Annotated in this window: 27 protein-coding genes; 14 read left to right on the forward strand and 13 right to left on the reverse strand. The window is 62.8% G+C overall.

The annotated features are described in order from the left end of the window. The 3 genes from ABIE20_RS19005 to ABIE20_RS19015 form a co-directional block, all read left to right on the forward strand. Positions 1 to 218 (forward strand): hypothetical protein (locus tag ABIE20_RS19005; protein ID WP_429506556.1); only part of this gene is annotated, 218 nt, incomplete at its 5' end. Positions 219 to 311: 93 nt separating this feature from the next. Then, on the forward strand, positions 312 to 1,199 hold the full coding sequence (gene rhtA / locus ABIE20_RS19010) for a threonine/homoserine exporter RhtA (protein ID WP_429506557.1): 888 nt from the start codon (positions 312 to 314) through the stop codon (positions 1,197 to 1,199). Between the two features lie 185 nt (positions 1,200 to 1,384). Then, positions 1,385 to 1,666, forward strand: coding sequence for a hypothetical protein (locus tag ABIE20_RS19015; protein WP_429506558.1), 282 nt, complete (start codon positions 1,385 to 1,387; stop codon positions 1,664 to 1,666). A gap of 62 nt (positions 1,667 to 1,728) precedes the next feature. On the opposite strand, the gene ABIE20_RS19020 is transcribed toward ABIE20_RS19015, so the two are convergent. Then, positions 1,729 to 3,540: an aminopeptidase P family protein gene (locus ABIE20_RS19020; RefSeq protein WP_429506560.1), complete on the reverse strand. Its 1,812-nt coding sequence runs from the start codon at positions 3,538 to 3,540 to the stop codon at positions 1,729 to 1,731. Positions 3,541 to 3,596: 56 nt separating this feature from the next. Continuing rightward, complete coding sequence (locus ABIE20_RS19025) at positions 3,597 to 4,757, reverse strand: aminotransferase class V-fold PLP-dependent enzyme (protein ID WP_429506562.1); 1,161 nt, start codon at positions 4,755 to 4,757, stop codon at positions 3,597 to 3,599. A 218-nt stretch (positions 4,758 to 4,975) separates the two neighbouring features. Between ABIE20_RS19025 and ABIE20_RS19030 the strand changes: the two genes are divergently transcribed. Then, positions 4,976 to 6,085, forward strand: a complete 1,110-nt coding sequence (locus ABIE20_RS19030) for a DUF3182 family protein (RefSeq protein WP_429506563.1) — start codon at positions 4,976 to 4,978, stop codon at positions 6,083 to 6,085. After that, positions 6,072 to 6,842 carry an alpha/beta hydrolase family protein gene (locus ABIE20_RS19035; protein WP_429506564.1) on the forward strand — a complete coding sequence of 257 codons (771 nt, stop codon included), beginning with the start codon at positions 6,072 to 6,074 and terminating at the stop codon, positions 6,840 to 6,842. The genes ABIE20_RS19030 and ABIE20_RS19035 overlap by 14 nt, the downstream gene beginning before the upstream one ends. On the opposite strand, the gene ABIE20_RS19040 is transcribed toward ABIE20_RS19035, so the two are convergent. Beyond that, positions 6,825 to 7,202 (reverse strand): antibiotic biosynthesis monooxygenase, encoded by a 378-nt coding sequence (locus ABIE20_RS19040; protein WP_429506566.1) that lies wholly within the window; start codon positions 7,200 to 7,202, stop codon positions 6,825 to 6,827. The genes ABIE20_RS19035 and ABIE20_RS19040 overlap by 18 nt on opposite strands. Positions 7,203 to 7,290: 88 nt before the next feature. On the opposite strand from ABIE20_RS19040, the gene soxR reads away from it, so the two are divergent. After that, the gene (gene soxR / locus ABIE20_RS19045; RefSeq protein ID WP_429506568.1) at positions 7,291 to 7,755 is read left to right on the forward strand and encodes a redox-sensitive transcriptional activator SoxR; all 465 of its coding nucleotides are present in this window, start codon (positions 7,291 to 7,293) and stop codon (positions 7,753 to 7,755) included. On the opposite strand, the gene ABIE20_RS19050 is transcribed toward soxR, so the two are convergent. Beyond that, positions 7,752 to 9,176, reverse strand: a complete 1,425-nt coding sequence (locus ABIE20_RS19050; protein ID WP_429506569.1) for an FAD/NAD(P)-binding protein — start codon at positions 9,174 to 9,176, stop codon at positions 7,752 to 7,754. The two genes, soxR and ABIE20_RS19050, sit on opposite strands and share 4 nt — an antisense overlap. A gap of 78 nt (positions 9,177 to 9,254) precedes the next feature. Beyond that, positions 9,255 to 10,235 (reverse strand): GlxA family transcriptional regulator, encoded by a 981-nt coding sequence (locus ABIE20_RS19055; protein WP_429506571.1) that lies wholly within the window; start codon positions 10,233 to 10,235, stop codon positions 9,255 to 9,257. A 107-nt stretch (positions 10,236 to 10,342) separates the two neighbouring features. On the opposite strand from ABIE20_RS19055, the gene ABIE20_RS19060 reads away from it, so the two are divergent. Next, a complete protein-coding gene (locus ABIE20_RS19060; protein ID WP_429506573.1) occupies positions 10,343 to 10,900 on the forward strand; it encodes a cysteine hydrolase family protein in 558 nt (185 codons plus the stop codon). 21 nt (positions 10,901 to 10,921) lie between these two features. On the opposite strand, the gene ABIE20_RS19065 is transcribed toward ABIE20_RS19060, so the two are convergent. Further along, on the reverse strand, positions 10,922 to 11,485 hold the full coding sequence (locus ABIE20_RS19065; protein WP_429506575.1) for a helix-turn-helix domain-containing protein: 564 nt from the start codon (positions 11,483 to 11,485) through the stop codon (positions 10,922 to 10,924). A gap of 84 nt (positions 11,486 to 11,569) precedes the next feature. Here ABIE20_RS19065 and ABIE20_RS19070 point away from each other — a divergent pair, with 84 nt between their 5' ends. The 7 genes from ABIE20_RS19070 (at position 11,570) to ABIE20_RS19100 (ending at position 18,726) form a co-directional block, all read left to right on the forward strand. Further along, complete coding sequence (locus ABIE20_RS19070) at positions 11,570 to 12,514, forward strand: DMT family transporter (RefSeq protein WP_429506577.1); 945 nt, start codon at positions 11,570 to 11,572, stop codon at positions 12,512 to 12,514. Between the two features lie 148 nt (positions 12,515 to 12,662). Continuing rightward, on the forward strand, positions 12,663 to 15,578 hold the full coding sequence (locus tag ABIE20_RS19075) for a monovalent cation/H+ antiporter subunit A (RefSeq protein ID WP_429506578.1): 2,916 nt from the start codon (positions 12,663 to 12,665) through the stop codon (positions 15,576 to 15,578). Further along, positions 15,578 to 15,922, forward strand: a complete 345-nt coding sequence (locus ABIE20_RS19080) for a Na+/H+ antiporter subunit C (protein ID WP_010224297.1) — start codon at positions 15,578 to 15,580, stop codon at positions 15,920 to 15,922. The genes ABIE20_RS19075 and ABIE20_RS19080 overlap by 1 nt, the downstream gene beginning before the upstream one ends. Further along, positions 15,919 to 17,604 carry a monovalent cation/H+ antiporter subunit D gene (locus tag ABIE20_RS19085; protein WP_429506579.1) on the forward strand — a complete coding sequence of 562 codons (1,686 nt, stop codon included), beginning with the start codon at positions 15,919 to 15,921 and terminating at the stop codon, positions 17,602 to 17,604. Before ABIE20_RS19080 ends, ABIE20_RS19085 begins: the two co-directional genes overlap by 4 nt. Beyond that, complete coding sequence (locus tag ABIE20_RS19090; protein ID WP_123568353.1) at positions 17,601 to 18,089, forward strand: Na+/H+ antiporter subunit E; 489 nt, start codon at positions 17,601 to 17,603, stop codon at positions 18,087 to 18,089. The genes ABIE20_RS19085 and ABIE20_RS19090 overlap by 4 nt, the downstream gene beginning before the upstream one ends. Beyond that, positions 18,086 to 18,364, forward strand: a complete 279-nt coding sequence (locus ABIE20_RS19095) for a K+/H+ antiporter subunit F (protein WP_038996132.1) — start codon at positions 18,086 to 18,088, stop codon at positions 18,362 to 18,364. The genes ABIE20_RS19090 and ABIE20_RS19095 overlap by 4 nt, the downstream gene beginning before the upstream one ends. Further along, positions 18,361 to 18,726 carry a Na+/H+ antiporter subunit G gene (locus tag ABIE20_RS19100; RefSeq protein WP_429506580.1) on the forward strand — a complete coding sequence of 122 codons (366 nt, stop codon included), beginning with the start codon at positions 18,361 to 18,363 and terminating at the stop codon, positions 18,724 to 18,726. The genes ABIE20_RS19095 and ABIE20_RS19100 overlap by 4 nt, the downstream gene beginning before the upstream one ends. Positions 18,727 to 18,728: 2 nt before the next feature. Here ABIE20_RS19100 and ABIE20_RS19105 read toward each other — a convergent pair whose 3' ends face one another. The 7 genes from ABIE20_RS19105 to ercA form a co-directional block, all read right to left on the reverse strand. Then, complete coding sequence (locus ABIE20_RS19105; RefSeq protein WP_429506582.1) at positions 18,729 to 18,935, reverse strand: hypothetical protein; 207 nt, start codon at positions 18,933 to 18,935, stop codon at positions 18,729 to 18,731. After that, a complete protein-coding gene (locus ABIE20_RS19110) occupies positions 18,932 to 19,402 on the reverse strand; it encodes a hypothetical protein (RefSeq protein ID WP_045202070.1) in 471 nt (156 codons plus the stop codon). The genes ABIE20_RS19105 and ABIE20_RS19110 overlap by 4 nt, the downstream gene beginning before the upstream one ends. A 541-nt stretch (positions 19,403 to 19,943) precedes the next feature. Then, complete coding sequence (locus ABIE20_RS19115; RefSeq protein WP_429506584.1) at positions 19,944 to 20,159, reverse strand: hypothetical protein; 216 nt, start codon at positions 20,157 to 20,159, stop codon at positions 19,944 to 19,946. 115 nt (positions 20,160 to 20,274) lie between these two features. Next, on the reverse strand, positions 20,275 to 21,912 hold the full coding sequence (locus tag ABIE20_RS19120) for a methyl-accepting chemotaxis protein (RefSeq protein WP_429506586.1): 1,638 nt from the start codon (positions 21,910 to 21,912) through the stop codon (positions 20,275 to 20,277). 126 nt (positions 21,913 to 22,038) lie between these two features. Continuing rightward, a complete protein-coding gene (locus tag ABIE20_RS19125; protein WP_429506588.1) occupies positions 22,039 to 22,443 on the reverse strand; it encodes a TraR/DksA family transcriptional regulator in 405 nt (134 codons plus the stop codon). 283 nt (positions 22,444 to 22,726) lie between these two features. Further along, complete coding sequence (locus ABIE20_RS19130; protein WP_429506589.1) at positions 22,727 to 24,394, reverse strand: PAS domain-containing hybrid sensor histidine kinase/response regulator; 1,668 nt, start codon at positions 24,392 to 24,394, stop codon at positions 22,727 to 22,729. Further along, positions 24,378 to 25,541, reverse strand: coding sequence for an alcohol dehydrogenase-like regulatory protein ErcA (gene ercA / locus ABIE20_RS19135; protein ID WP_429506590.1), 1,164 nt, complete (start codon positions 25,539 to 25,541; stop codon positions 24,378 to 24,380). The genes ABIE20_RS19130 and ercA overlap by 17 nt, the downstream gene beginning before the upstream one ends. Between the last annotated feature and the right edge of the window lie 31 nt (positions 25,542 to 25,572).

A 25,572-nucleotide genomic window follows, 5' to 3' on the forward strand; every position in this document is an offset into this window, starting at 1 on the left:
TCTCTCGTAGCGGGAGGCGAATTCTACAGCGTTTCAAACCGCTGTCAACTGCCTTTTTCACCGCTGCCGATCTTTCGATCGAAGCCCTTCCGGATCACTCTGGAACTGCCAACTCTTTGAAACTCAAGGAGTTTTCAGTTCCGACTGCGCCGGAAGTGGGGCGAATTATAGAGAGATTAAATGGCGCGTCAAGGGTTAATTCAAAATGGCCCAAATAAAAGAATAATGCGCAGTATATTGCTCATTTTTTACCCTTTGCGCATCATAGGCAGCCCGTGCCTCTTCTTATATATAAGGATTGTCCTTTCGCAATGAACAACCAACCCCGCAGCCTGGCCGCCACGCTCTTCCCTATCGGCTTGCTGCTGATCGCCATGGCCTCGATCCAGTCCGGTGCCTCGCTGGCCAAGAGCATGTTCCCGGTTGTGGGCGCACAAGGCACCACCACCCTGCGCCTGATATTCGCCAGCGTCATCATGCTGTTGCTGCTGCGCCCCTGGCGCGCCAAGCTCAGCGCCAGCACGCTACGCACCGTGATCATCTACGGCATGGCTTTGGGCGGAATGAACTTCCTCTTCTATATGTCGCTGCGCACCGTGCCTCTGGGCATTGCCGTCGCCCTGGAGTTTACCGGCCCGCTGGCCGTGGCCCTCTATGCCTCGCGGCGGGCTGTAGACTTTCTGTGGATCGGCCTGGCGGTGATTGGCTTGCTGTTGCTGATTCCAATCGGCCAGACCAGCGCTGGCATCGACCTGGTTGGTGCCAGTTATGCACTGGGCGCCGGCGTGTGCTGGGCACTGTACATTCTATATGGGCAAAAAGCCGGCGCCGAGAACGGCATCCAGACCGCCGCCCTGGGCGTTATGATTGCCGCGCTGTTCGTCGCCCCCATCGGCATCGTCCATGCCGGTAGTGCGCTGCTGACCCCGTCACTGCTGCCTATTGCCCTGGGTGTGGCAATACTCTCCACGGCTCTGCCCTATAGCCTGGAGATGGTCGCCCTGACGCGCATCCCGGCCCGTACTTTCGGCACCCTTATGAGCATCGAACCCGCATTCGGTGCGCTATCAGGCTTGCTGTTCCTCGGTGAAGTACTCACCGTGGCGCAGTGGCTGGCTATCGCTGCAATTATCACCGCCTCTGTCGGCGCCACCCTGTCACTGCGCAAGGAAAGCCCGGCGCTGGTTCCTGCCGACTGATTTGAGAAATATTTGCATTTAAATAGACGCTGGTCATTGTGCCGGGCATCCACCATCTTTAAGCTGTCATCTAACATCAACCTTAAAGATATCTAATTGACAAGACAGGGACGCGAAGAGGCATCAGGGACGAGGCACGGGAAATTAGACACGGGCGATAGACCCGGTACGCATTAAGGACAGGAATGAAACGAATTTTGCTCATCCTAGCCATTTTGGCCATCGCAGGGTGTGCGGCGACGGCGAACACCGAAGTCAAACGAGGCAAGAAAGGCCTGCATATCAACTGCTCGGGCCTGTCTTCATCCTGGGACAAATGCTATGCCAAGGCCGAAGCCTCCTGCGGCAGCAAAGGCTACAAAGTCATTGCCCGCTCAGGTGATGGCGATGCCGAGCCCGGGGACTATCCGTTTGGTCTCAACCCGGCTGGCTACACCAGCCGCAGCATGATCGTCATCTGCAAGTGACCCCATCCAAAAACAAGGGCAGCCCGAGGGCTGCCCTTGTTGTCAGTGCCTGATTTCCTGCATCAGACCGGCTCGGTACGAACCTGTAGCCACTGCAGCGCAGCCCCTTCCAGCAACGGTGAAAGGCGCTCGCGCACCTGAGCATGGTAGCCATTGAGCCAGTCACGTTCCTCGAGGCTCAGACGCTCCGCCAGCAGGCAACGGGTGTCGATCGGACATAACGTCAAGGTTTCAAACTCGAGGAAATCGCCAAACGCACTGTTGCCTGCCTCACGGTTGAACACCAGGTTCTCGATGCGCACCCCCCACTCGCCTGGACGATAGGTACCCGGTTCGATCGAGGTGATCATACCCGACTGCATAGCTGTCTGCGGCGCGGCGGCGGCCTGGTAGGCAATCACCTGCGGCCCTTCGTGCACATTCATGAAGTAACCGACGCCATGCCCTGTGCCATGACCATAGTCGACCCGCTCCGCCCAGATTGGCGCGCGGGCAATGGCATCGAGCAGTGGTGACAGGATACCCCGTGGAAAGCGCGCCCGGGACAACGCGATAACACCCTTGAGCACCCGCGTGCAGTCCTGCTTCTGTTCACCAGTGGGGCTGCCGATCGGCACCATTCGGGTGATGTCGGTAGTCCCACCCAGGTACTGGCCGCCGGAATCGATCAGCAACAACCCATCGCCTTCAATGCGTGCGTGGGACTCCTCGGTCGCCCGGTAGTGCGGCATGGCGCCATTGGCATTGAAAGCGGCAATGGTCGAGAAGCTCAACGACACGAACCCCGGGCGCCGCGCTCGTGCGGCACTGAGCTGTTCATCCACCGTCAACTCGGTGATCGGCTCGCCACGCTCCTGAGCCGCCTCGAACCAGGCGAAGAACTCGCACAGTGCCGCGCCATCCTGCTCCATGGCCTTGCGGATATGCGCAAGGTCGGCTTGGCTTTTCTGCGATTTGGCCAGTGTGGTCGGGTTCAACCCTTCGACCAGGCGAACCCCCTTGGTAACGTTGGCCAACAAGCCACTGGTAACCCGCGCCGGATCGATCAACAGACGCTCGCTGGCGGGAATGGCGGCCAGGGCCGAAGCAATCTCGGCATAATCGCGCAAGCTGATGCCATCGACTTCCAGCACATGGCGCAAATGCTCGTCAATCTTGCTCATGGCAACGAACAGGGTGGCTTGATGCTGGCTGACCAGGGCAAAAGCGACGAACACCGGGTTATAGGAAACGTCGCTGCCGCGCAGATTGAACAGCCAGGCAATGTCGTCCAGGGTAGCGATGAAGTGCCAATCGGCGCCGCGCTCGTGCAGGGCCTGACGCAGGTTGGCCAGCTTTTCGGCGCGACTGACCGTAGCCTCGGGCGGCAGGTGCTGATACACCGGGTTGTCGGGCAGCGCAGGCCGGTCAGCCCATACCTGGTCGAGCAGATCCTTCTCGGTGAGCAAGCGCACGTTGCGCGCCTTGAGCCGTTCGCCCAGCTGGCGTGCAGACGCCAGGGCCATCACCGCGCCATCCACTGCGACCACAGCGCCTTCAGGTACCTGATCGGCGAGCCAGTCCAGCGGGCCCGGCTTGCCTGGCTGCAACTTCACCAACTCGATGGTGCTGCCTGCCAGCTCCTTTTCTGCCTGCTCCCAATAGCGACTGTCAGCCCACAGGCCGGCAAAGTCGGCGGTAACGATCAAGGTGCCCACCGAACCGTGGAACCCTGACAACCATTGCCTGGCCTGCCAGTAACCAGGCAGGTATTCGGAAAGGTGCGGGTCGGCCGACGGCACCAAGAGGGCGTCGACACCTTCGCGCTGCATTACTTCACGAATACGTGCCAGGCGCGTATTCACCGCTTCCTGCGTTGAAGACTGAGTGTTCATGCTGACTCCTGCTACCACGGCATCCATTGTTATTGGCGCAGATAATGGAACAGGTGTCAGCCATGGGCAACCGCCCAGAAGGGTTGCGACTGTAACGAGGCTTTGATTGCCCGCACTGCCTGGTCGATATCCTGCGCCTGGGTGTAACGACCCAGGCTCAGGCGAATGGTCTGGCGCGCGGCGTGCGGCTCGAGCCCGAGCGCCAGCAACACGTGCGAAGCGGCATTGGCCGCAGAGTTGCACGCGGAGGTGGAGGAAAACGCCAGGGACCGGGCAAGTTGGGTAAAGTCAGGGTGATCGGCGCCGAACGTGAGGCTGAGCGTGTGCGCAATCCGCTGCCCCGCACTGCCATTAAGACGCACACCCGGTATTGGCAGCAACTGCTCAAGCAGGCGCTGTTGCAACTGGCAGATGCGTGCGGTTTCTTCCTCGAACAATGCCTGGGCCACGGCAAATGCCTCACCCATGCCGACGATCTGATGGGTCGCCAGGGTCCCGGAGCGCAGCCCGCCTTCGTGCCCGCCGCCATGTATCTGAGCTTGCAACAAGGGCCTGGCGCGCTCACCGACATACAAGGCGCCTATGCCTTTGGGCCCATAGACCTTATGCGCGGAAAAGGACATCAGATCGACCGGCCAGCGGGCCAGGTCGATCGGCAGTTTGCCCGCCCCTTGCGCCGCATCCACATGCAGCAAGGCACCATGCTGGCGAACCACCTCGGCCAACGCCGGGATGTCGTTGACGGTTCCCAGTTCATTGTTCACCAGCATCAGTGAAACCAGGAAGGTATCTTCACGCAGCGCAGTACGTAGCGCCTTGGCAGTGATCAGACCCTGGTCGTCGGGTGCGAGCAAGGTCACGCTAAAGCCGTTCTGCTCCAGCTGGCGAACAGTATCAAGCACCGCCTTGTGTTCGATCTGGCTGGTGATGATGTGCCCACCCTGGCGGCCCTGGGCAAGGCCCTTGAGCGCCAGGTTGTTCGATTCGGTGGCCCCCGACGTCCAGACGATCTGCCCGGCCTGCGCGCCAACCAGTCCGGCGACCTGGGCACGGGCATGCTCAACGGCCGTACGCGCGCTCTGCCCGTAACAGTGCGAGCTGGAGGCCGGATTGCCGAAGTTGCCTGAGGCCCCCAGACACCTGACCATGGCCTGGATGACTCGCTCGTCGACCGGTGTCGTGGCGGCGTAGTCGAAATACAGCGGAAGATCATTCATGACAGCAGGCTCTCTGGTTGTCGTCGCCTTGCAAAGCAGGCGCTTCCTTAATCCGTGTAAGAAAAGTGCAGTGCCATAGTGCACCACCCCGAATAGAACTATAAATTATCAATTTTCATATTTATATAACTTAAAAACCATCCTTCAGTCGCTCGCACTGAACTTCTGCCAATGAAGGACTTCACACTCAGTACAGCCCAGCAAGGGAGGATCCGCCCATGGTCCGATCGACTGACCGCAAGCAAGGCGTGGTGCTGCTGGATACCCGTCAGAGCACACCCGAACATGAACACACTGTGCACCTCAAGCTGGCCGAACGGCTGGCACAGTTGTTCCACACCGAGGTGGTATCCCCTGCCCAGCCGCCGACGGCCAAAGAAAACTTCTACTACCTGCCCACCGAAACCCTGATCGGCGTCGAGCGCTATCGGGCAATGGGCATTGGCGCGCCGACGGATCTGTTTGGCGGCCTGGTCAGCCAGCCCTATATGGCCACCAAGGCGATTTCCCATCCGCTACCCGCCGATGCGCGTTTTCCGCTGGGCTGGACCGATGATTTCGCCCGCCTGGCCCACGATGCGTTGTTGCGCGGCTATAGCGTCTTCAGTATTGACGATGCGGTTCGCGCCGCGGGTCTGCTGTTGCGCGAGGGGCCGCTGCGACTCAAACCGGTGCGCGCTACAGCAGGTCGCGGGCAGACCGTGATCGACAGCATGAAAAGCCTGGAGCAGGCGCTAGGCAGCATGGATGAGCAGGAAATTGCCGTTTGGGGCCTGACCCTTGAGGAGAACCTCAGCCAGGTGCAAACCTTCAGCGTCGGCCAGGCCCTGGTGGCCGGCATCCTTTGCAGCTATTACGGCACCCAGCAACTGACCCGCGACCACTGCGGCGAGGAAATCTACGGTGGTTCCGACCTGGTGCTGGTGCGCGGCGACTACGATGCCCTGCTGCAATTGCAACTGGAAGATCACCTGCGCTTGGCCATCACCCAGGCCCGAGCCTACGAACAGGCGGCGCTGCGGGCCTTTCCCGGCTTTATTGCCTCGCGGCGCAACTATGACGTCGCCCGCGGCCTGAACAGCCAGGACAAGCTGCGCAGCGGCGTACTCGAACAATCCTGGCGCATCGGCGGTGCCAGCAGTGCCGAGGTTCTTGCCCTGCAGGCATTTGCCGCCGACCCTGCGCTCAAACGCGTACGCGCCTCCACCCACGAAGCCTTCGACGCGCCAGAACTGCCCGCCGATGCGACGATTTTCTATCAGGGGGACGACAGTGAAATCGGACGAGTCTGCAAATACGCACGGATCCGCGACTATGACCATCCATAGCGAACCGATCGAGATCCCGGTCGGCGGCGAAAGCATCGCCGGGACCATCGTCAGCCCGGGCTCCAAAGTGCCGGGGATCCTTTTTGTCCACGGCTGGGGCGGTAGCCAGCAACGCGACCTGGCCCGGGCCAAGCAGATCACCGGCCTTGGCTGCGTGTGCATGACCTTCGACCTGCGTGGCCACGAGAAGACCGAAAGCCAGCGCCTGAGCGTCACCCGCGAGCAGAACCTGGCCGACCTGGTTGCCGCTTATGATCGGCTGGTCAGCCACCCGGCGGTCGACACCAGCGCCATTGCCCTGATCGGCAGCAGCTATGGTGGCTACCTGGCAACCCTGCTCACCGCCTTGCGCCCGGTCAAATGGCTGGCACTGCGGGTGCCGGCGCTGTACTGGGACGATGAATGGACCCTGCCCAAGCAAGCGCTCAACCGTCAACGCCTGACCGACTACCGCCAGCGCCCGCTGGGCCCGGGGGACAACCGTGCACTGGGCGCCTGCGCCGAATTTGCCGGTGATGTGCTGCTGGTGGAGTCGGAACAGGATGACTACGTACCGCACAGCACCTTGATGAGTTACCGCTCAGCCTTCGTCAGCGTTCATTCGCTGACCCACCGGATCGTCGACGGCGCCGACCACGCGCTGTCCAGCGACAGAAGCCAGAAGGCCTACAGCTCGATCCTCAGTGCCTGGATCAGCGAAATGGTCATTGGCGCGCGGCTCGACCGCTACCCGCACCATTCACCCTGGTACTCCTGAACTCAGCGGCAGGTGACAGTGCAGCCCGTGCTCTGCTGTACGGGCCAGGCTGCTGAGGGTCTGAAAGGCATTGAAGTTCACGCCTCTGGCTTGATGCTGGTGAATCAGCTGGAGAAACGGCTCCTGCTCGAAGCTGCTGACAGCGGCCTCCCAGGCCGAGCGCGATTGCCATTGCAAATACTGCAGGACCCGACTGCCATCGTCGCTGGCCTGGATGCTGGCGGCGAGCAAACCACTGTGCAACCGGGCCAGGTGCTCGCTGCGCAGCGCCAGCGCCTTTGCCAGCGCGCGCTGACGCTCCGGCGCCACCTCGAACTCGATCATCTGGGTAAAGCACAGGCTGTTGTGTGAAACGGGCATGAACATGTTCCTTCTGCCATTGCACTTGCGGTGCGATGGCAGGCAGGGTAAAACCTCTAGTTAACTAGAGGTCAAGGACTATTCTTGCATGCCTGATTCAGCCCAGAGCGTTCTCAGCGTTGGCCAACTGTCGGCGCGCAGCGGCGTTGCCGTCACCGCCCTGCACTTCTACGAGAGCAAAGGCCTGATCCACAGCACGCGCAGCGCCGGCAACCAGCGACGCTACCCGCGCGATACCTTGCGCCGGGTGGCGGTAATCAAGATGGCTCAACGCCTGGGTATCCCCCTGGCGACTATTCATGCCGCGCTGCAGACGTTACCGGTGGGACGCGCACCGAGCGTGAAGGACTGGCAACGGCTATCGGAGCAATGGCGCCAGGACCTCACCCGGCGTATCGACAAGCTGATGGTGCTGCGCGACCAGCTCGATAGCTGCATCGGCTGCGGCTGCATGTCGCTGCAAAGCTGCCCGTTGCGCAACTGTGACGATCAACTCAGCGAAAACGGCCCCGGCCCGCAACTGCTCGAGCCGGGCCCCGAAATTCACGACTAGCGGCCACATTCGGCCAGGTGCTGGGCCAGCGCCTTGGCCTGCAAGGCAACGTCGGTCACCGAGGTGCTTTCCCACCACAGTCCGCGCAACGGCGGGCCCATGGCAAACAGGCGCCCGCTGTATCGGCCCTCGGCATCCTGCACCGCCCCCTGCGCATCCGCGGCGATGCCCAGAGCCAGGGGGCCCGGCTTGATCAGCCGGCGTTGCAGCAAGTTCTGCGGCAATGGCCGGGCTACCCGGCGCCAGTCGTATTCAATACCGGTGGAATTGATCAAAGCATCAGCGCTGATCCGCTCGACCTGGGTTTGACCGCGAAAACGCAGCTTTACCACTGGCAGCCCGTTGGCATCGATCTCAATGCCTTGGAACGACGCCGCATGAATCCGCAACCGCCCCGCTTCGACCAGCTGCGCCAGCAACGCTGCACCCTGCGGCGGCGAACGGTGATGATGACTCTCCCACCAAGGCCGGACGTGACGTACGAACTGGCGTTTGTGACGCTCGCTGGCCTGGCTCCAGAGCCTGCCGATATGCACGCGCACGGTATCCAGTGGCGCCTGCCAGTCGATGCCCTGCTGCTGGGCGGACCGGCACTGAGCGCGCAAGGCCCGCAACAGTTGCAATGGGCTGCGAAGTGACAGGTCAGCCGCGAGAAAATCCTCCCATGCCGGCGGCTGGCGGCGAACGTGCGGCAGCAGGCCGTGGCGCGAAAACACCTCGATCGGCCCGCGATGGCCGGCGGCCTGCAGCGACACCACGGCATCGACCATGGTCAACCCGGAGCCGATGATGACGACCTGACCATTCGGGTCGATCGAGCGCATGGCCTGAATGTTCCAGGGATCAACGCAGGCGTTGTTAAAGGTATTGTCGCTGAGCTGGGCGGTCCGCGCGGCGGCAAACATGCCGGTAGCCAGGACGGCCCGGCTGGCGCGAAAGATACGCCCATCGGCCAGGCTGACCCTGACGCCCTGATCGTCCACCGCCAGATCAACGGCTTCGGCCTGTAAATGCTCAAGCCCCGCGCCTTGTCGCGCGCCCTGCTCCTGCGCTTCTGCCAGGCGCTGGCGGGCGTACATGCCAAACAGCCCGCGAGGCGCAAACAGCTCCGCCACCGGCACCCGTTGCGTGGCCGACTCCGGCCAGCCGCCTGCGGCGATACACTGGCCGAGCCACTCGGTCAGGTCATTGGCGTTGTCCGGATCGACACTCATGCGCGCGGCATTGCCGTTGAGGGTGTGTCCCAGGTGCGTGGCACTGTAGGCTTCGCCGCGCCCCAGCTCATTGCGCGGCTCGACGATCAGCACACGGCGCTGGCCCGCTTGGCGCAGCAGCTGCGCCGCGAGCAGGGTTCCGCTCAAGCCACCACCGATGATCAACACATCAGCAGCAGGGTTGTTGGGGTGTTCAGGGGCGCTCATGGCGTTCTCCGTCTTTTTTGCAACGGATAATAGGCAACAAAACGCCAGGTGCGCAGCCCGACCTGTACCAAAGTAGGATCAAGCCACCGGGGCCGCGAGTCGGCGCCGGTAGTCGCTGGGTGCAAGCCCGGTCACCTTGAAGAACACTTTGCGAAAGGCTCCAGGGTCCTGATAGCCAACGCCCCAGGCGATCTGGTCGATGGAGCGATTGGTGAATTCAAGCATCCGGCAGGCTCGGCCGACCCTGACCTGCTGGCAGTATTCGGTAGGTTTGAGGCCGGTGGCGCTGCGAAACCGGCGCAGAAAGGTGCGCTGCTCGAGGCCGGCACAAGCGGCCATCGCAGCCAGCGAAACCTCGCGCGCGCCACTGCCCTGCAACCAGTGCTGCACCTTGAGCACCGCCTCATCGCCGTGATCCAGCCGTGGGCTGAAGACGCTGCCGGGGTGTTGCCCGCCGCTGACCCGTTCGACCGCCAGAAACCGCGCGGTTTCCGCCGCCAGGGTTTCGCCCAGGTAACGCTCGACCAGTTTCAGACCCAGGTCGGTCCAGGCCATCAGCCCGGCCGAGGTAATGATGTCGCCGTCATCGAGCAGTGGCAGGTTGGCTTCGACCTGAACCTGTGGAAAGCGCTCGGCCAGTGATTGCGCGAAATTCCAGTGAGTAGTCGCCGGACGCCCGTCGAGCAAACCGCTGGCGGCAATGAAGAACACCCCGACGCAGACCGACACCAGCAACGCGCCGTCCGCATGCCATTGGCGCAGGTTGGCGCAGTAACGATCGAGTAATTGCGGCGCCGGGGCCTGGGTCAGGCTCGGCGGCACAATCATGGCCCGCACCTGGTGATGGCTGCCTGGGTGCGTGTCGAACGTTACCTGCAAGTGCTCGTCAGGCGTCTCGCTCCAATGGCAGACGCGCAACGGCGGTCGCTCCAGCGCCCCCAGTTCAAAACGCAGACGGTTGGCCACGGCAAACAGGTCGGTCAGGCCATGCACGGCGGCCAGTTGCGCGCCGGGATAAACCAGCACGCCAATTTCTATAGGGAATTGCGCCGTTGCCATTGTCAGTTTTTCCCGCCAATTTGTCGTTCGCGCCAATCCGCAAGCACATCGCTCAAGCCTATAACTATCACCACGCCACAACCACTCCCCCACACGAGGCTTTTGACATGAGCAAACAGGCACTGATCGTCATCGACATCCAGAACGATTACTTCCCCGGCGGCAAATGGACCCTGGACGGCGCCGATGCGGCAGCCGACAACGCCGCCAGCATCCTTGAGGCTGCCCGTGCGCGCGGCGACCTAGTGGTGCATGTGCGCCATGAGTTCGAGTCCAGTGATGCGCCGTTCTTCACCCCGGGCTCGCAAGGCGCGCAGATTCACCCCAAGGCTGCCAACCGCACAGGCGAGCCGGTGCTGCTCAAGCACAAGGTCAATTCCTTTCTCGGTACCGGGCTCAAGCAATTACTGGATGACGGGGAAATCAGCGAGGTCACGGTGATCGGCAGCATGAGCCACATGTGCATCGATGCGGTCAGCCGCGCGGCTGCCGATTATGGTTATGGCGTCACGGTGATCCACGATGCCTGCGCGACCCGCGCCCTGGAATTCAATGGTGTTATCGTACCGGCGGCGCAGGTGCATGCAGCCTACATGGCGTCGCTGGCTTTCGCCTATGCCCAGGTGATTTCCACCGAGGACTACCTGACCGGCGCCAGGCGCTGAGTGCAGTGACCCGTCGCGTGCTCAGATCACCACGTTGCGCACGAAGCGGGTCGCCACCTCGCCATCATTGCGGTAGGCGTAGCGGCGGTTGCTGGCAAAGGTGAAAAACTCGCCGGCATTGAGCAGGTGCCGGTGCCCTTCGATGTCCAGGGTCAGGCAACCTTCGAACACGAACAACTGCTCGCTCCAGCCCTCGGCATCGGGCTCGCAGGGGTAGACCTCACCGGGCTCCAGGCGCCACTCCCAGAGCTCGACTTCGCGGGTGGCGGCGGAGCTTGCCAGCAGCACGGCCTTGCTGCCGGGATGCACACCGGCCCAGGCCAGCTCGTTGATGCGGCTCGGGTCGCGGTTGTCCGGCGCCTTGATCAAATCACTGAACGCCACTTGCAGGGCTTCGGCAATCAGGTCCAGCGTGGTCAGGCTGACATTCTTTTCGCCGGCTTCAATCGCCACCAGCATGCGCCGGCTGACCCCGGACTGTTCTGCCAGGGCAGCCTGGCTCAATTCAGCGGCATGGCGCAGGCGGCGAATGTTCTGGCTGACGTGCTGGAGCACCGACGCGCGTTGAGTGGAATCTTTGTGCACTATATTGCTCATCAATAGGGGTTGCGCAGTATACTGCCCACTTTCGCCGCAATTGTGCGTCGACCTTCTCCCGTGTGCAAGGCCATGACCCCAACGAACTCCGCTGAACGCCCTTCCGTTTCCTTCCGGCTGAGCAAGGCCGAACTGGTGCTGGTGTTTATCACCATGCTCTGGGGCGGCACCTTTTTGCTGGTGCACAACGTGATGACGGTCAGCGGGCCGATGTTTTTCGTCGGCTTGCGCTTTGCCGCGGCGGCCTTGTTCGTTGGCCTGGTCACAGCCCGTTCGTTGCCTGGCCTGACCGCCACCGAATTGAAGGCCGGGGTGTTGATCGGTGTATCGATCATGCTTGGCTACGGCCTGCAGACAGTCGGCCTGCAAACCATCAGCAGCAGCCAGTCGGCATTCATCACCGCCCTGTACGTACCCTTCGTGCCCTTGCTGCAATGGCTGGTGCTGGGCCGCCGCCCAGGGCTGATGCCGAGCCTGGGCATCGGCCTGGCGTTTGCCGGCCTGATGCTGCTGGCAGGCCCCGGTGGTGGTTCGCTGCAGTTCAGTCCGGGGGAAATCGCCACCCTGGTCAGCGCCGTAGCCATTGCCGCAGAAATCATCCTGATCAGCCGCTACGCCGGCCAGGTGGACGTTCGCCGTGTGACTGTGGTGCAACTGGCCACTGCCTCGGCGCTGTCGTTCATGATGGTGGTGCCGACCCAGGAGCGCCTGCCGGACTTCTCCTGGCTGTTGCTGCTTAGCGCCGTGGGCCTGGGGGCGATGAGCGCGGTGATCCAGGTGGCGATGAACTGGGCGCAAAAGTCGGTCTCGCCGACTCGCGCTACCTTGATCTACGCCGGTGAACCGGTATGGGCCGGCATCGTCGGGCGCATCGCCGGCGAGCGGCTACCGGGCGTAGCCTTGCTCGGTGGCGTGCTGATCGTTGTCGCAGTGGTGGTCAGTGAACTGAAGATTCGCCGCCGCAGCGAAGAGCAGCCACTGGCGGTGGACGCCGATGAACGGGAAGCGGGGCTCTGATCGGCAAATGCAGGCTATCCTTTGAAAAAAACTGTTATAAAAAAAGGATTGATACAGCGCTCTTGTAGGATTCTGCGACAGCTTGCGGGTTGGTGATCGACCAGTCGCCACGTATGATCCCTTACAAACTCCTGCAGATTAGAAATCTATGTCCTTGATAGTGCTACTGCTTCTGCCGTTTGTCGGCAGCTGCCTGGCGGCTGTCTTGCCGCACAACGCACGCAACAGCGAATCGCTGCTGGCCGGACTGGTCGCCCTGGTGGGCACTGTCCAGGTCGCTTTGATGTACCCGCAGATCGCCCATGGCGGCGTGATCCGTGAAGAATTCCTGTGGCTGCCGAGCCTGGGCCTGAACCTGGTCCTGCGCATGGACGGCTTCGCCTGGCTGTTCTCCTTGCTGGTGCTGGGCATCGGCACCCTGGTGTCGCTGTACGCGCGCTACTACATGTCGCCGCAAGACCCGGTGCCGCGCTTCTTTGCCTTCTTCCTGGCGTTCATGGGTGCCATGCTCGGCCTGGTGATTTCCGGCAACCTGATCCAGATCGTGTTTTTCTGGGAACTGACCAGTCTGTTCTCGTTCCTGCTGATCGGCTACTGGCACCATCGCGCCGATGCCCGGCGCGGTGCCTACATGGCCCTGATGGTCACCGGCGCGGGCGGACTATGCCTGCTGGCGGGGGTACTGCTGCTCGGCCATGTGGTCGGCAGCTACGACCTGGACAAGGTCCTCGCTGCCGGTGAGCAGATTCGCAACCATGCCCTGTATCCCGTCCTGTTACCCCTGATCCTGCTCGGCGCGCTGAGCAAAAGCGCGCAATTCCCCTTCCACTTCTGGCTGCCCCATGCCATGGCGGCGCCCACCCCGGTCTCGGCCTATTTGCACTCGGCGACCATGGTCAAGGCCGGGGTATTCCTCCTGGCGCGGCTGTGGCCGGCGCTCTCCGGCACCGAGGAATGGTTCTGGATCGTCAGCGGCGCCGGCGCCGCCACCCTGGTGCTCGGCGCCTTCGCAGCGATGTTCCAGAACGACCTCAAGGGCCTGCTGGCCTACTCGACCATCAGTCATCTGGGCCTGATCACCCTGCTGCTGGGCCTGAACAGCCCGCTGGCAGCGGTCGCGGCGGTGTTTCACATCCTCAACCACGCCACCTTCAAGGCTTCGCTGTTCATGGCTGCGGGGATCATCGACCACGAAAGCGGCACCCGTGACATTCGCCGTCTCAGCGGTCTGTTCCGGCTCATACCCTTCACCGCGACCCTGGCCATGGTGGCCAGCGCCTCGATGGCCGGGGTGCCGTTGATGAACGGCTTCCTGTCCAAAGAGATGTTCTTCGCCGAAACCGTGTTCATCAGCTCCACCGCCTGGGTCGAAGCGGCCCTGCCGGTCATCGCCACCCTCGCTGGCACCTTCAGCGTCGCCTATGCCTTGCGCTTTACCGTCGACGTGTTCTTCGGCCCGCCGGCCACCGACCTGCCGCACACGCCCCACGAGCCGCCGCGCTGGATGCGCGCGCCGGTCGAATTGCTGGTGATGACCTGCCTGGTGGTCGGCATCTTCCCGGCGCAATCGGTCGGCCCGCTGCTGGCCGCTGCCGCATTGCCGGTGGTGGGCGGCACCCTGCCCGAGTACAGCCTGGCGATCTGGCACGGCTGGAACGCGCCGCTGATCATGAGCCTGATCGCCATGAGCGGCGGCATCATCCTTTACTTGCTGCTGCGCAACCAGCTCAAGCTCGGGCGCTTCCCGTCGCCGCCGCTGATCGAGCGTTTCAATGGCAAGCGCCTGTTCGAACACGGCCAGGTGCTGATCATGCGCACCGCCCGGCGTTTCGAACGGGTGTTCACCACCCGGCGCCTGCAGAAGCAGCTGTTCATGCTGGTGCTGATCGCCCTTCTCGCGGGCTTGCTGCCCATGCTGCACAGCGGGCTGAGCTGGGGTGACCGGCCGAAAATCCCGGGCTCGGGTGTGTTCGTCATGCTCTGGCTGATCGCCATTGCCTGCGCCCTGGGCGCCGCCTGGCAGGCCAAGTACCACCGGCTGGCGGCGCTGACCATGGTCAGTGTCTGCGGCCTGATGACCTGCATCACCTTCGTCTGGTTCTCGGCCCCGGACCTGGCCCTGACCCAACTGGTGGTCGAGGTGGTCACCACGGTGCTGATTCTGCTCGGCCTGCGCTGGTTGCCACGGCGGATCGAAGGCGTCTCGCCGCTGCCAGGCACCCAGGAGCGCGCGCGCCTGCGCCGCCTGCGCGACCTGCTGCTGGCGGTCGGCGTCGGTGGCGGCATGGCGCTACTGTCCTATGCCATGCTGACCCGCCCGACGCCCAACGACATCTCTTCATTCTACCTGAGCCGGGCCCTGCCCGAAGGTGGCGGCAGCAACGTGGTCAACGTCATGCTGGTGGACTTCCGCGGCTTCGATACCCTGGGCGAAATTACCGTGCTGGTGGCCGTGGCCCTGGCGGTGTTCGCCCTGCTGCGGCGCTTCCGCCCGCCCAAGGAGAGCATGCAGTTGCCGGCCCAGCAGCGCCTGCTGGCCCCGGACGTGGTCACCGACCTGGTCAACCCGCGCCATGCGGCCGACACCGCCCTGGGCTTCATGATGGTGCCGGCGGCGCTGGTGCGCCTGCTGCTGCCGGTTGCCCTGGTGGTGTCGATGTACCTGTTCATGCGCGGCCACAACCAGCCAGGTGGCGGGTTTGCTGCCGGTCTGGTGATGTCGGTGGCGTTCATCCTCCAGTACATGGTGGCCGGCACCCAGTGGGTCGAGGCACAGATGAGCCTGCGACCGCTGCGCTGGATGGGCACCGGGTTGCTCTGCGCCACGCTCACCGGGGTCGGCGCGATGCTGCTCGGCTACCCGTTCCTGACCACCCATACCGCGCACCTGCACCTGCCGCTGCTGGGTGACATGCACCTGGCCAGTGCGCTGTTCTTCGATATCGGCGTGTTCACCGTGGTGGTCGGTTCGACCTTGCTGATCCTCACCGCGCTGGCTCACCAGTCGGTTCGCGGCCATCGCCCGGGCAGCCAACAGAAACCCACCCAAGCAGGAGCCGCCTGATGGAAGAAGTCATTGCAATCGCCATTGGCGTGCTCGCCGCCTCCGGGGTCTGGCTGATCCTGCGGCCACGGACCTTCCAGGTGGTGATGGGCCTGTGCCTGTTGTCGTACGGGGTCAACCTGTTCATCTTCAGCATGGGCAGCCTGTTCATCGGCAAGGAGCCGATCATCAAGGACGGCGTGCCCCAGGACCTGCTCAACTACACCGACCCGCTGCCCCAGGCGCTGGTGCTCACCGCGATCGTCATCAGCTTCGCCATGACCGCGCTGTTCCTGGTGGTGTTGCTGGCTTCGCGCGGCCTGACCGGGACCGACCATGTCGATGGCCGGGAGCCTAACGAATGAGTGCGATGAACCAACTGATCGTCGCGCCCATCCTGCTGCCGCTGCTGACCGCAGCGCTGATGCTGCTGCTCGGGGAAAAACGCCGGCCGCTCAAGGCCCGCATCAACCTGATCTCCAGCCTGCTCGGGCTGGGCATCGCCATCACCCTGTTGCTGTGGGTGCAGGGTCAGGGCCAGGCCAGTTCGATTGGCGTGTACCTGCCCGGCAACTGGCCGGCGCCGTTCGGCATCGTGCTGGTGGTCGACCGCCTTTCGGCCTTGATGCTGGTGCTGACCGGCATCGTCGGGGTCAGCGCCCTGGTGTTCGCCATGGCCCGCTGGGATCGCGCTGGCGCGAGCTTCCACGCGCTGTTCCAGATCCAGCTGATGGGCTTGTATGGCGCCTTCCTGACCGCCGACCTGTTTAACCTGTTCGTGTTCTTCGAAGTGCTGCTGGCGGCCTCCTACGGCTTGATCCTGCATGGTTCGGGGCGTGCCCGGGTCAAGGCCGGCCTGCACTACATCGCCATCAACCTGCTGGCCTCGTCATTGTTCTTGATTGGCGCGGCGATGCTCTATGGCGTCACCGGCACCCTGAACATGGCTGACCTGGCGCTGAAGATCCCGCTGGTACCGGAAGCCGATCGCGGCCTGCTGCACGCCGGCGCGGCAATCCTGGCCACCGCGTTCCTGGCCAAGGCCGGGATCTGGCCGCTGAACTTCTGGCTGGTGCCGGCCTACTCCTCGGCCAGCGCACCGGTAGCCGCGTTGTTCGCGATCATGACCAAGGTCGGTTTCTATACCGTACTGCGCCTGTGGACCTTGCTGTTTTCCGGCCAGGCCGGTGCTTCGGCGTTCTTTGGCGGCGACTGGCTGATCTACGGCGGCCTGGCCACCCTGGGTTGCGCGGCGGTGTCGATACTCGCCGCGCAGCGCCTGGAGCGCATGGCCAGCCTGAGCATCCTGGTCTCGGCCGGCACCTTGCTGGCGGCCATCGGCTTCGGCCAGGCAACCCTGACCGCCGCCGCGCTGTTCTACCTGGTCAGTTCGACCCTGGCGCTGTGCGCGCTGTTTTTGCTGGCCGAACTGATCGAGCGCTCGCGCTCGGCCAATGAAATCCCCCTGGACGATGAAGGCGACGGCCTGCCCTCGCCCGTCGAGTCGCTGCACCCGCCCAAAGGCATCAACCTCGATGACGAGCAGAAGGCGGTGATCGGCCAGGTCATCCCCTGGACCATGGCCTTCCTCGGCTTGAGTTTTATCGCCTGCGCCCTGCTGATCATCGGCATGCCGCCGCTGTCGGGCTTTATCGGCAAACTCAGCCTGATCAGCGCATTGTTCAACCCGCAAGGGCTGGGTGTGGCGCCGCAGCAGCCACTGAGCGTCGCGGGCTGGATGTTGGTGGCGTTGCTGGTGCTCTCCGGCATGGCTTCGCTGATCGCCCTGACCCGCGTCGGCATCCAGCGCTTCTGGACCCCGCAGGAGCGCCCTTCGCCACTGCTGCGCCGCTTTGAGTGCATCCCCATCGTGGTACTGCTGGGCTTGTGCGTACTGCTCAGCCTGCGCGCAGAGCCGTTGCTGCGTTATACCCAGGACACCGCCGCCAGCCTGCAGGACCCCGAGCAATACGTCAGCGCCGTATTGGGTACCCGGCCGGTTCCGGGGCCGACCAGCCTGGCGGCCAGCGCCGGGGGGCAGCCATGAAACGTCTGTTCCCTGCTCCGCTGTTATCCCTGTCACTGTGGCTGCTGTGGCTAGTGCTGAACCTCTCGGTCAGCCCCGGCAACCTGCTGCTGGGCGCCGTGCTGGGCATTGTCGCGCCGCTGCTGATGGCGCCGCTGCGGCCACTGCCGGTACGCATTCGCCGCCCGGGCACCATCGTGCGCCTGATCCTGCGGGTCGGCATCGATGTACTGGTGTCCAACCTGCAGGTCGCCCGTGGCGTGTGGTCGGCCAAGCGCCGTCCGCCGCGCTCACGCTTCGTGCACATCCCCCTGGAACTGCGTGACGCCCACGGCCTGGCCGCCTTGTCGATGATCACCACGGTGGTCCCAGGGACGATCTGGTCTGAGCTGGCGCTGGATCGCAGCGTGCTCTTGCTGCATGTGTTCGATCTGGATGACGAGGCGCAGTTCATCGAGCACTTCAAGCACACCTATGAACGCCCGCTGATGGAGATCTTCGAATGACTGGCCTGCTTGCCAACGCCATTCTCGCCAGCCTGTTCATCTTTGCCCTGGCCATGGCCCTGACACTGTGGCGGCTGTTTCGTGGCCCTTCGGCGCAGGACCGGGTCCTGGCGCTGGATTACCTGTATATCCTGGCCATGCTGATGATGCTGGTGCTGGGTATCCGCTACGCCAGTGACACCTATTTCGAAGGGGCGCTGCTGATCGCGCTGTTCGGCTTTGTCGGCTCCTTCGCCCTGGCCAAATTCCTCCTGCGTGGCGAGGTAATCGAATGATCAATGCCAATGAACTGCCGCTCTGGGTCGAGGTGCTGGTGGCCGTATTGCTGCTGCTCAGCAGCCTGTTCGCCCTGAGCGGAGCGGTCGGCCTGATTCGCCTGAAGGACTTCTTTCAGCGCATGCACCCGCCGGCACTGGCCTCGACCCTGGGCGCCTGGTGCGTCGCCCTGGCCTCGATCCTGTACTTCTCGATGCTCAAGGAGTCGCCGGTGCTGCATGCCTGGCTGATTCCGATCCTGCTGTCGATCACCGTGCCGGTCACCACCCTGCTGCTGGCCCGTGCGGCGCTGTTTCGCAAGCGCATGGCCGGTGATGATGTACCTGAAGAGGTCAGCAGTGGCCGCGACCGCGGCAACTGAAATCAGCCACTGAGCTGCTGCAGTTCGCGGCGGACCATAGCCGCGTACTCGGGCGGGCTCAGCTGATAGAGCTGGGTGGCGACCCAGTCGAACCACGCCGCCTGCAGGCGTGGGCGTTCGGCAAGCCACTGCTCGGCCAAGGCACGAGCCTGCGCCTGATGCAGGGCATGAAAGTCGGCACGGCTGGCGCGCTCGACAGGCGCGCTCACTCGCTGGCCTTGAAGGTGGTCAGCTCACCCTTCTGCCATTTGGCAACCTTGCGGGTCACGGCCTTGAGGGTTTTGCTCAGGCCTTCCTGCAGCTGTTCATGGGCGGCAAACACCAGCACCACACCCTGGCCTTCCTTGAAGACAATGCCTTCACCTTCAGGCACTGAAACAAAGGCGTAGTCGCCCAGGCCATACACAGTCAGTTTGATTTCGCGAAAACGGATTTCCAGCTTGCCACCTTCACGGCTGGGCAACACCGCCGCGCGAAAATGATCGCCGACTTTGAGTTCCAGACGCTGTTTGTCATCCACCACCAATGCGGTTTCAGTATCGATCTCGGCCATGTACAGGCCTTCCGCATTCTGCTCGGTGACATACACAAAACGCGATTGAAACTGTTTGACCAGTTTCGCCCTGAGGTCGCCCAGAACAAACAGGGCATGGGTATCCAGATTGCTGACTGCCAAAGAAGAATTCCTCAAAAACCGATTACACGCCGCTCCCCCAGCGGGCCGCGAGGCAGCCGCAAGGCAACGGTACTTCAATTCGAAGTCTGAAAGACTAGTGGATTTGTGCATGAAAAGTCTGTGCAGACTGGCAAAGCAACCCGCAGGAATCTTTACCCATTACTGCAAGCTTTAGTCAGTTTGCAGATTTTCAGCAGATTTCCTTAAACGGGGACGCTTTTTCTGACAGCACTACCGCAACAAAAGTGCGATAGATGAGAGCAAGCCCTTCAGCAGGACGGGCTCCTGCAAATCATCCACAGTACACAGGGAAGCGAATATGCACGAAAACACTGAATTCCGTCGAGAGCCTAAAGGCGTTTCCTACAGAGAATATGCTGCACACTCACACAACAGTACGCCGCGCTTTGTAGTGGTGCCAGCCGGAATCGGTTTCTTTCATATCACAGAACAGGCCACCGGACGCGTCAGAGGCTTTCGCCGTGAGCATACCGAAGCCTGTGCCCTGGCCCGTCACCTGGAAAACTGAACAGCGCCTGGCTCAACCGGCCTGCCGCGCAACGGCGGGCCGATCACCCCCGTGCAACTGCTCCATCCAGGCCGTCTGGCACTCCTGGGCTTCATTGCGGCTGGCGAAGGCCGTGCCACGTCGCTCACCGTTAACCAGCACCACCCAGCACACGCGTTTGCCCAGTGCCTGTAACGACGCAGGTACGCCGCTGCCTATCATGACCGCAACATCGACTTGGCTCTTCATCATTCCCTCCGGAATTTATTAGCAACCTAACGATGTGCGCATGATAAGTCCTGCCCGGCCGCGGAAAAAGCTATCCCCGGCATAGCTGTTTTACATCACCGGTAACAAAGCCCGGTCAAACCTGCTGCGGCCGGTAGCCCAGGCGCAAACCACCCCAATGTCTGCCCTGCACCTGGATCGGTACCGACAGATCATGCATCAGCTCGCCGGTATCGCGGGTATAGGTTTGCAGCAGCACCGGCTGCTGATGGCTGCCGCAGCGAATACCGGTGCGGTCGTCGAACTTGCGCTTGCTGCGGTTGTGCGCGGTATCCACGGCCGGGTCGCCGGTCAACGGCTGATTGAAGGCAGTGTTATGGGTAGGCACATAGCCTTGCTGGGTGCAGGCAATGGCGAACACCAGGCCCTCATGCTGCTTGAGCAGAGGCTCCTGGAGCGCCGGCAGGACCTGATCGGTGTAGTGGTCGAAGCGGGTGCGAAAACGTGCCGGCGAAGTGCCTGGCAGTTGCTGGTAGTGGCGGTCGAACAAGTCCTCGAGGCTGATGCGGCCCTGGGCAATATCGTTCTCGAACTGTTCGCCAATCTGCTGCGCGCCTTTACGTGCCAGGTCATAGACGCGCTGATGATAGTCATCCAGGCCGACCTCGGCCAGGCGCTCACTGATCGTTTCTGCCTGCCCTTCCAGCTGCACGGCGGCCTGGGCAAGGCGCTGGGTTTGCTGGTCGCTGACCTGCAGGTCGCCGCGCATGCGCGCCACCGCCGCGAACAGGCTGTCCAGTTGCAGCCGATTGGTCTCGGTGCCCTCGGCGATCTCGCCGATCTGCTGCTCGACGCCAGCGGCCAGCCCGGCGATGCAGTCCAGTTGTTCACCGGTGTGCTCGACCTGGTCAACGCCACTGCGCAGGTCATCCGAGAGTTCACGAATCTGCTCGACCACCTGCGCTGTGCGCTGCTGGATATCGGCGACCATCTGCCCGACTTCCTCGGTGGCGCTGGCGGTGCGCCCGGCCAGGCCGCGCACCTCATCGGCCACCACGGCAAAGCCACGCCCGTGGTCACCCGCCCGGGCCGCTTCGATTGCCGCGTTAAGGGCCAGCAGGTTGGTCTGGCTGGCGATGGTCTGGATTACCAGGGTTACCCGGGCGATATCCTCGCTGCGCTGATGCAGCGCCTCAATCAGCTCGCGGCTGGCGGTAGCCCGCGCACTCAAGTGATGCATGCGCTGGATTGATTCGGCCAGCACCGTGCGCCCGGCGGCACTGCTTTCATGGGCACTGCGGGCAGCGACCAGGGCTTGCTGGCTCAACTGCGAGGTGGCTTTCTCGGTACCGATCATCACTTCGGCGCTGCTGACGATCTGCGCTGCGGAATCCAGTTGCGATTGCAGCTTGTCTGCCAGCTGTTGCACCGAGAACGCCACGCCGGCGGCCGACAGGGCATTGTGGCTGGTGGTGCGTGACAGGTCGCGGGTCAACTCGGCCAACGGCTCGCGGGTATCCTGCACGACAACCACCGCCTTGCGCAGGCGCGGGAGCCACAGCGCCAGCAAGGCCAGCGGCAGGCCGATATAGAACGAAAGCCCGGCAAACGCCATGGCTGCCAGCAACCCTGCCAGTACCAGGCTTTGCAAAACCGTGTCTGACCACGGCGCAACGGCGAACGGCGCAGATTGCCCTTCGACCCCGGCGCCAGGCAGAGATCCTTCTCGCATCATGTTTTGGCTCCATCGCAACACGTGTTGTTGTGCGGCCATTAAACGCCACTATTAGGCCATTAGCCATGCTTCCTTGGGTGTAAGACCGGGGCCTTTGATACAGGGCAAGAAAAACAAAACCCCCGAAGATCGCTCTTCGGGGGTTTGCACTGACACCTGCGCGGGTTAAGCCTGACGCTGGTGTTTGTCGATCTGCTCGTGACGCTCTTGGGCTTCGATGCAGTACTTGGTGGTCGGGCTGATCAGCAGACGCTTGAGGCCGATCGGCTCGCCGCTGTCGTCGCACCAGCCGAAGCTCTCGTCAGCAATCCGGCCCAGGGCCATTTCCAGCTGTGGCAGCAGACGCTGGTCACGGTCGATGGTGTTGACCAACCAGTGGCGCTCTTCTTCGACCGAGGCGGCGTCGGCAGGATCGGCAGGCGTGTCCAGGCTTTCGATGGTTACACGGCTTTGCTCGATGCGCTCATGGATCTCGACCTTCATCTGCTGCAGCAGCTCGGTGAAGAAAGCCAATTGCTCAGCGTTCATGTAGTCATCGGCCGGCATGGCCAGCAACTTTTCCTTTGTCATTGATTTCTCTATAAAAAATACGTGCATTAAGGCGAATCGGGTGCTCCTGGCGAACAGCTCGCCAGCAGCGGAATTCTTCAAGCACCATCCGGCACTCAATTTACAGGGGGCGGCAGTCTAAGGCCGAGATTCACACTGGGCAACAGAAATGACGGTGCAATTGACCGAAAAGGCGCTACAGGCCCTCCACCGGCGCTGGTTTATAACAAAAAAAGCCCGGCACAGGCGCTTTCCCGGGGACAAACGGTCATTCTCCGACAAAAACCTTGTAACAAAGATCCACTTAACCGAGCAACTGGCTCAACACCGCGCGCAACTTGCCGGGCTTCACCGGCTTGTTCAGCAAGGGTGCGCCCAAGCGCTGCATGGCTCGACGGCTGTGGTCGCTGCGATCGGCGGTGATCATCACGGCAAAAATGTCCTGATTAAAATGCCGGCGTAAATCCCGCACCACTTCACAGCCGGTAACCCCGTGATCAAGGTGATAGTCGGCGAGAATCAGCTCCGGCGCCCGGCCTTCAAGCACCATCAGGGCGTCGGCATAGTCGCAGGCGGTCAGCACTTCACAGCCCCACTGTTGCAGCAACGCTGCCATGCTTTGCTGGATGCTCAGCTCGTTGTCCAGCACCAGCAGGCGGCGCCCGGGCAACGGGTCACCGACACTGGGCAACACCATCGTCGACAGAGGCAACTCATTGGGCAACTCATTCGACAACGGCACATCGATGCTGAACACCGAGCCGCGCCCCGGCCATGAACGGACCTGCACCGGGTAATCAAGAATGCGCGCGATCCGTTCGACAATCGCCAGCCCCAGCCCGACACCTTTGCGATCAGCGGCACGACCAACGTCCAGCTGGTTGAATTCAAGAAAGATCGACTCGAGACGGTCGGCGGCAATCCCCCGGCCGCTGTCCCAGACTTCCAGGCGTACACTGTCGCCACGGCGCCGGGCGCCAAGCAGGATGCGCCCGTGCCCGGTGTAGCGGCAGGCATTGCTGAGAAAGTTACGCAGTATGCGCGTGAGCAGCCGCAGGTCGGTGCGCACCGCCAGGCGCCCGCTGCGCACTCGCAGGCTCAGCCCAGCCGCTTCGGCCACTGGTTGGAACTCCGAGGCCAGTGGCCCCAGCACTTCATCCAGGCGGTACAGGTCGAGGTCGGGCTTGATCGCCGCCTGGTCCAGCCGCGAGATATCCAGCAGGTCGGTGAGCAGATCTTCGGCGCCTTCCAGGGCCTGATGCGCGCGCTCGACCAATTGCTGTTCACTGGCGGGCAATTGCCGCTCGCGCAGCGTTGAGATCAGCAATCGCGCAGCGTTGAGCGGTTGCAAAAGATCGTGGCTGGCCGCCGCCAGGTACTTGTCCTTGCTGCGGTTGGCCGCCTGGGCGGCGTCACGGGCTTCGATCAGTTCATTGGTACGTTCGGCGACCCGCTGTTCGAGCTGGTCGTTGAGTTGCTGCAGGCGCTCCTGGGCCAGCTTGCGTTCGGTGATGTCGGCCACAAAGCCTTCGACCACGCCCTCTTCGTCGGGGCGCAGCAACAGGTTCATCAGCACGTCGATATGACTGCCATCACGCCGGCGCAGCTGGGTCTCGTAGCCAATCAGCGCCTGCTCGCGCTGCAGCACCTGGGCAATGGCCAGCAGTTCATCCTGGCCGCCGGCGAATAGATGGCTGGCCAGGTCGTTGCGCGACAACACCAGGGCCTGGGCGTCGACATACCCGAGCATGCGCGCCAGCGCCGGGTTGGCCGCGCGCATGCCATCTTCAAGGCTGGCTTGAAAGATACCGTGTACGGCATGCTCGAACAGCCACTTGTAGCGATTGCGCTCGGCCTCCAGCTCTTCCAGGCGCACCGCCAGCTCCGGGTAATGACTCTTGCGTACGGTGTGGTTGCTCAGCCCCAGCAGCCCGGCCAGGGCATCGCCCGCCGGCTCAGAGGGCCTCGCCATAGACTACCTCGACGTCGCGCTGGCTGGAGCTGCGCGGGTTGGTGAGGATGCACGGGTCATCCATGGCGTGCTCGGACAAGAACGGAATGTCGCTCATGCCGACCCCATGCAGGCCGAGGGTTTCATGAAAGCCCACGGCGCGCTTGAGGGCAATCAGGTGCTCGACCAGGCGCTGGCTGATCTGCTTGTGGCCCAGGCCCCGGCAGTCGATGCCCAGGGTTTGCGCAATCACCTTGAAGCGCTCGGGCGCGGCGCTGTAGTTGAACGCCACCACATGCTCGACCAGTACCGCGTTGCACAGCCCATGGGGCAAGTCGAGAAAGCCGCCCAGGCTGTGCGACATGGCATGCACGGCGCCGAGAATCGCGTTGGAGAACGCCAGCCCCGCCTGCATGCTGCCGAGCATGATCTTCTCGCGCAGGGCGATGTCGCCCGGGTTGGCGATCATCTGCACCAGGTTGCCGTTGATCAGGCGCATGGCTTCCAGCGCGTGGGGGTCGGTCAGCGGCCCGTGGCCGGTCGACACGAACGCCTCGATGGCATGCACCAGGGCATCGATGCCGGTACAGGCGGAGAGGAACGGGTCCATGCTCAGGGTAGTTTCTGGGTCAATCAGCGACACATCCGGCACCACCGCCTTGCTGACGATGGAGAACTTCATGCGTTCCTGTTGATTGGAGATGATCACGAACTGGGAAACGTCGGCGGAGGTGCCGGCAGTGGTCGGGATCAGGATCAACGGCGGGCTCGGCACACGAATGGTGTCGACCCCTTCGAATTCGAGAATATGCCGGCCATGGGCAACCACGATGCCGATGCCCTTGGCGCAATCCATGGGGCTGCCACCACCGACGGCGACGATCACGTCGCACTGTTCGCTGCGGTAGCGCTCGGCGCCAGCCATCACCTCTTCAACCCGAGGGTTGGGCGACACCTCGGTGTACAGGCAGTAATCGATGCCCTGGCCCTGCAGGCTGGCTTCGATATCGCCGACCCAGCCGGCGGCGATCACCCCGGGGTCGCTGACCAGCAGGACCTTGCGCGCACCAAAGGTTTTGGCGTAGTTGGCGACATGATGCCGGCAACCGGCGCCGAAGATGATTTCCGGGGAGACGAACTTGCGCAACTGGCTCAGCTTCGGGCTCATGGGACGCCTCTGTTCTTGTTGTAATAGCGCC

This window comes from Pseudomonas sp. 2835 (assembly GCF_050435905.1).
GTDB lineage: Bacteria > Pseudomonadota > Gammaproteobacteria > Pseudomonadales > Pseudomonadaceae > Aquipseudomonas.

Bases quoted from the DNA above. Each gene is read 5' to 3' on its own strand.
- rhtA (WP_429506557.1), top strand. From the start codon at position 312: ATGAACAACCAACCCCGCAGCCTGGCCGCCACGCTCTTCCCTATCGGC.
- ABIE20_RS19015 (WP_429506558.1), top strand. From the start codon at position 1,385: ATGAAACGAATTTTGCTCATCCTAGCCATTTTGGCCATCGCAGGGTGT.
- ABIE20_RS19020 (WP_429506560.1), bottom strand. From the start codon at position 3,540: ATGAACACTCAGTCTTCAACGCAGGAAGCGGTGAATACGCGCCTGGCA.
- ABIE20_RS19025 (WP_429506562.1), bottom strand. From the start codon at position 4,757: ATGAATGATCTTCCGCTGTATTTCGACTACGCCGCCACGACACCGGTC.
- ABIE20_RS19030 (WP_429506563.1), top strand. From the start codon at position 4,976: ATGGTCCGATCGACTGACCGCAAGCAAGGCGTGGTGCTGCTGGATACC.
- ABIE20_RS19035 (WP_429506564.1), top strand. From the start codon at position 6,072: ATGACCATCCATAGCGAACCGATCGAGATCCCGGTCGGCGGCGAAAGC.
- ABIE20_RS19040 (WP_429506566.1), bottom strand. From the start codon at position 7,202: ATGCCCGTTTCACACAACAGCCTGTGCTTTACCCAGATGATCGAGTTC.
- soxR (WP_429506568.1), top strand. From the start codon at position 7,291: ATGCCTGATTCAGCCCAGAGCGTTCTCAGCGTTGGCCAACTGTCGGCG.
- ABIE20_RS19050 (WP_429506569.1), bottom strand. From the start codon at position 9,176: ATGAGCGCCCCTGAACACCCCAACAACCCTGCTGCTGATGTGTTGATC.
- ABIE20_RS19055 (WP_429506571.1), bottom strand. From the start codon at position 10,235: ATGGCAACGGCGCAATTCCCTATAGAAATTGGCGTGCTGGTTTATCCC.
- ABIE20_RS19060 (WP_429506573.1), top strand. From the start codon at position 10,343: ATGAGCAAACAGGCACTGATCGTCATCGACATCCAGAACGATTACTTC.
- ABIE20_RS19070 (WP_429506577.1), top strand. From the start codon at position 11,570: ATGACCCCAACGAACTCCGCTGAACGCCCTTCCGTTTCCTTCCGGCTG.
- ABIE20_RS19075 (WP_429506578.1), top strand. From the start codon at position 12,663: ATGTCCTTGATAGTGCTACTGCTTCTGCCGTTTGTCGGCAGCTGCCTG.
- ABIE20_RS19080 (WP_010224297.1), top strand. From the start codon at position 15,578: ATGGAAGAAGTCATTGCAATCGCCATTGGCGTGCTCGCCGCCTCCGGG.
- ABIE20_RS19085 (WP_429506579.1), top strand. From the start codon at position 15,919: ATGAGTGCGATGAACCAACTGATCGTCGCGCCCATCCTGCTGCCGCTG.
- ABIE20_RS19090 (WP_123568353.1), top strand. From the start codon at position 17,601: ATGAAACGTCTGTTCCCTGCTCCGCTGTTATCCCTGTCACTGTGGCTG.
- ABIE20_RS19095 (WP_038996132.1), top strand. From the start codon at position 18,086: ATGACTGGCCTGCTTGCCAACGCCATTCTCGCCAGCCTGTTCATCTTT.
- ABIE20_RS19100 (WP_429506580.1), top strand. From the start codon at position 18,361: ATGATCAATGCCAATGAACTGCCGCTCTGGGTCGAGGTGCTGGTGGCC.
- ABIE20_RS19115 (WP_429506584.1), bottom strand. From the start codon at position 20,159: ATGAAGAGCCAAGTCGATGTTGCGGTCATGATAGGCAGCGGCGTACCT.
- ABIE20_RS19120 (WP_429506586.1), bottom strand. From the start codon at position 21,912: ATGGCCGCACAACAACACGTGTTGCGATGGAGCCAAAACATGATGCGA.
- ABIE20_RS19125 (WP_429506588.1), bottom strand. From the start codon at position 22,443: ATGACAAAGGAAAAGTTGCTGGCCATGCCGGCCGATGACTACATGAAC.
- ABIE20_RS19130 (WP_429506589.1), bottom strand. From the start codon at position 24,394: ATGGCGAGGCCCTCTGAGCCGGCGGGCGATGCCCTGGCCGGGCTGCTG.
- ercA (WP_429506590.1), bottom strand. From the start codon at position 25,541: ATGAGCCCGAAGCTGAGCCAGTTGCGCAAGTTCGTCTCCCCGGAAATC.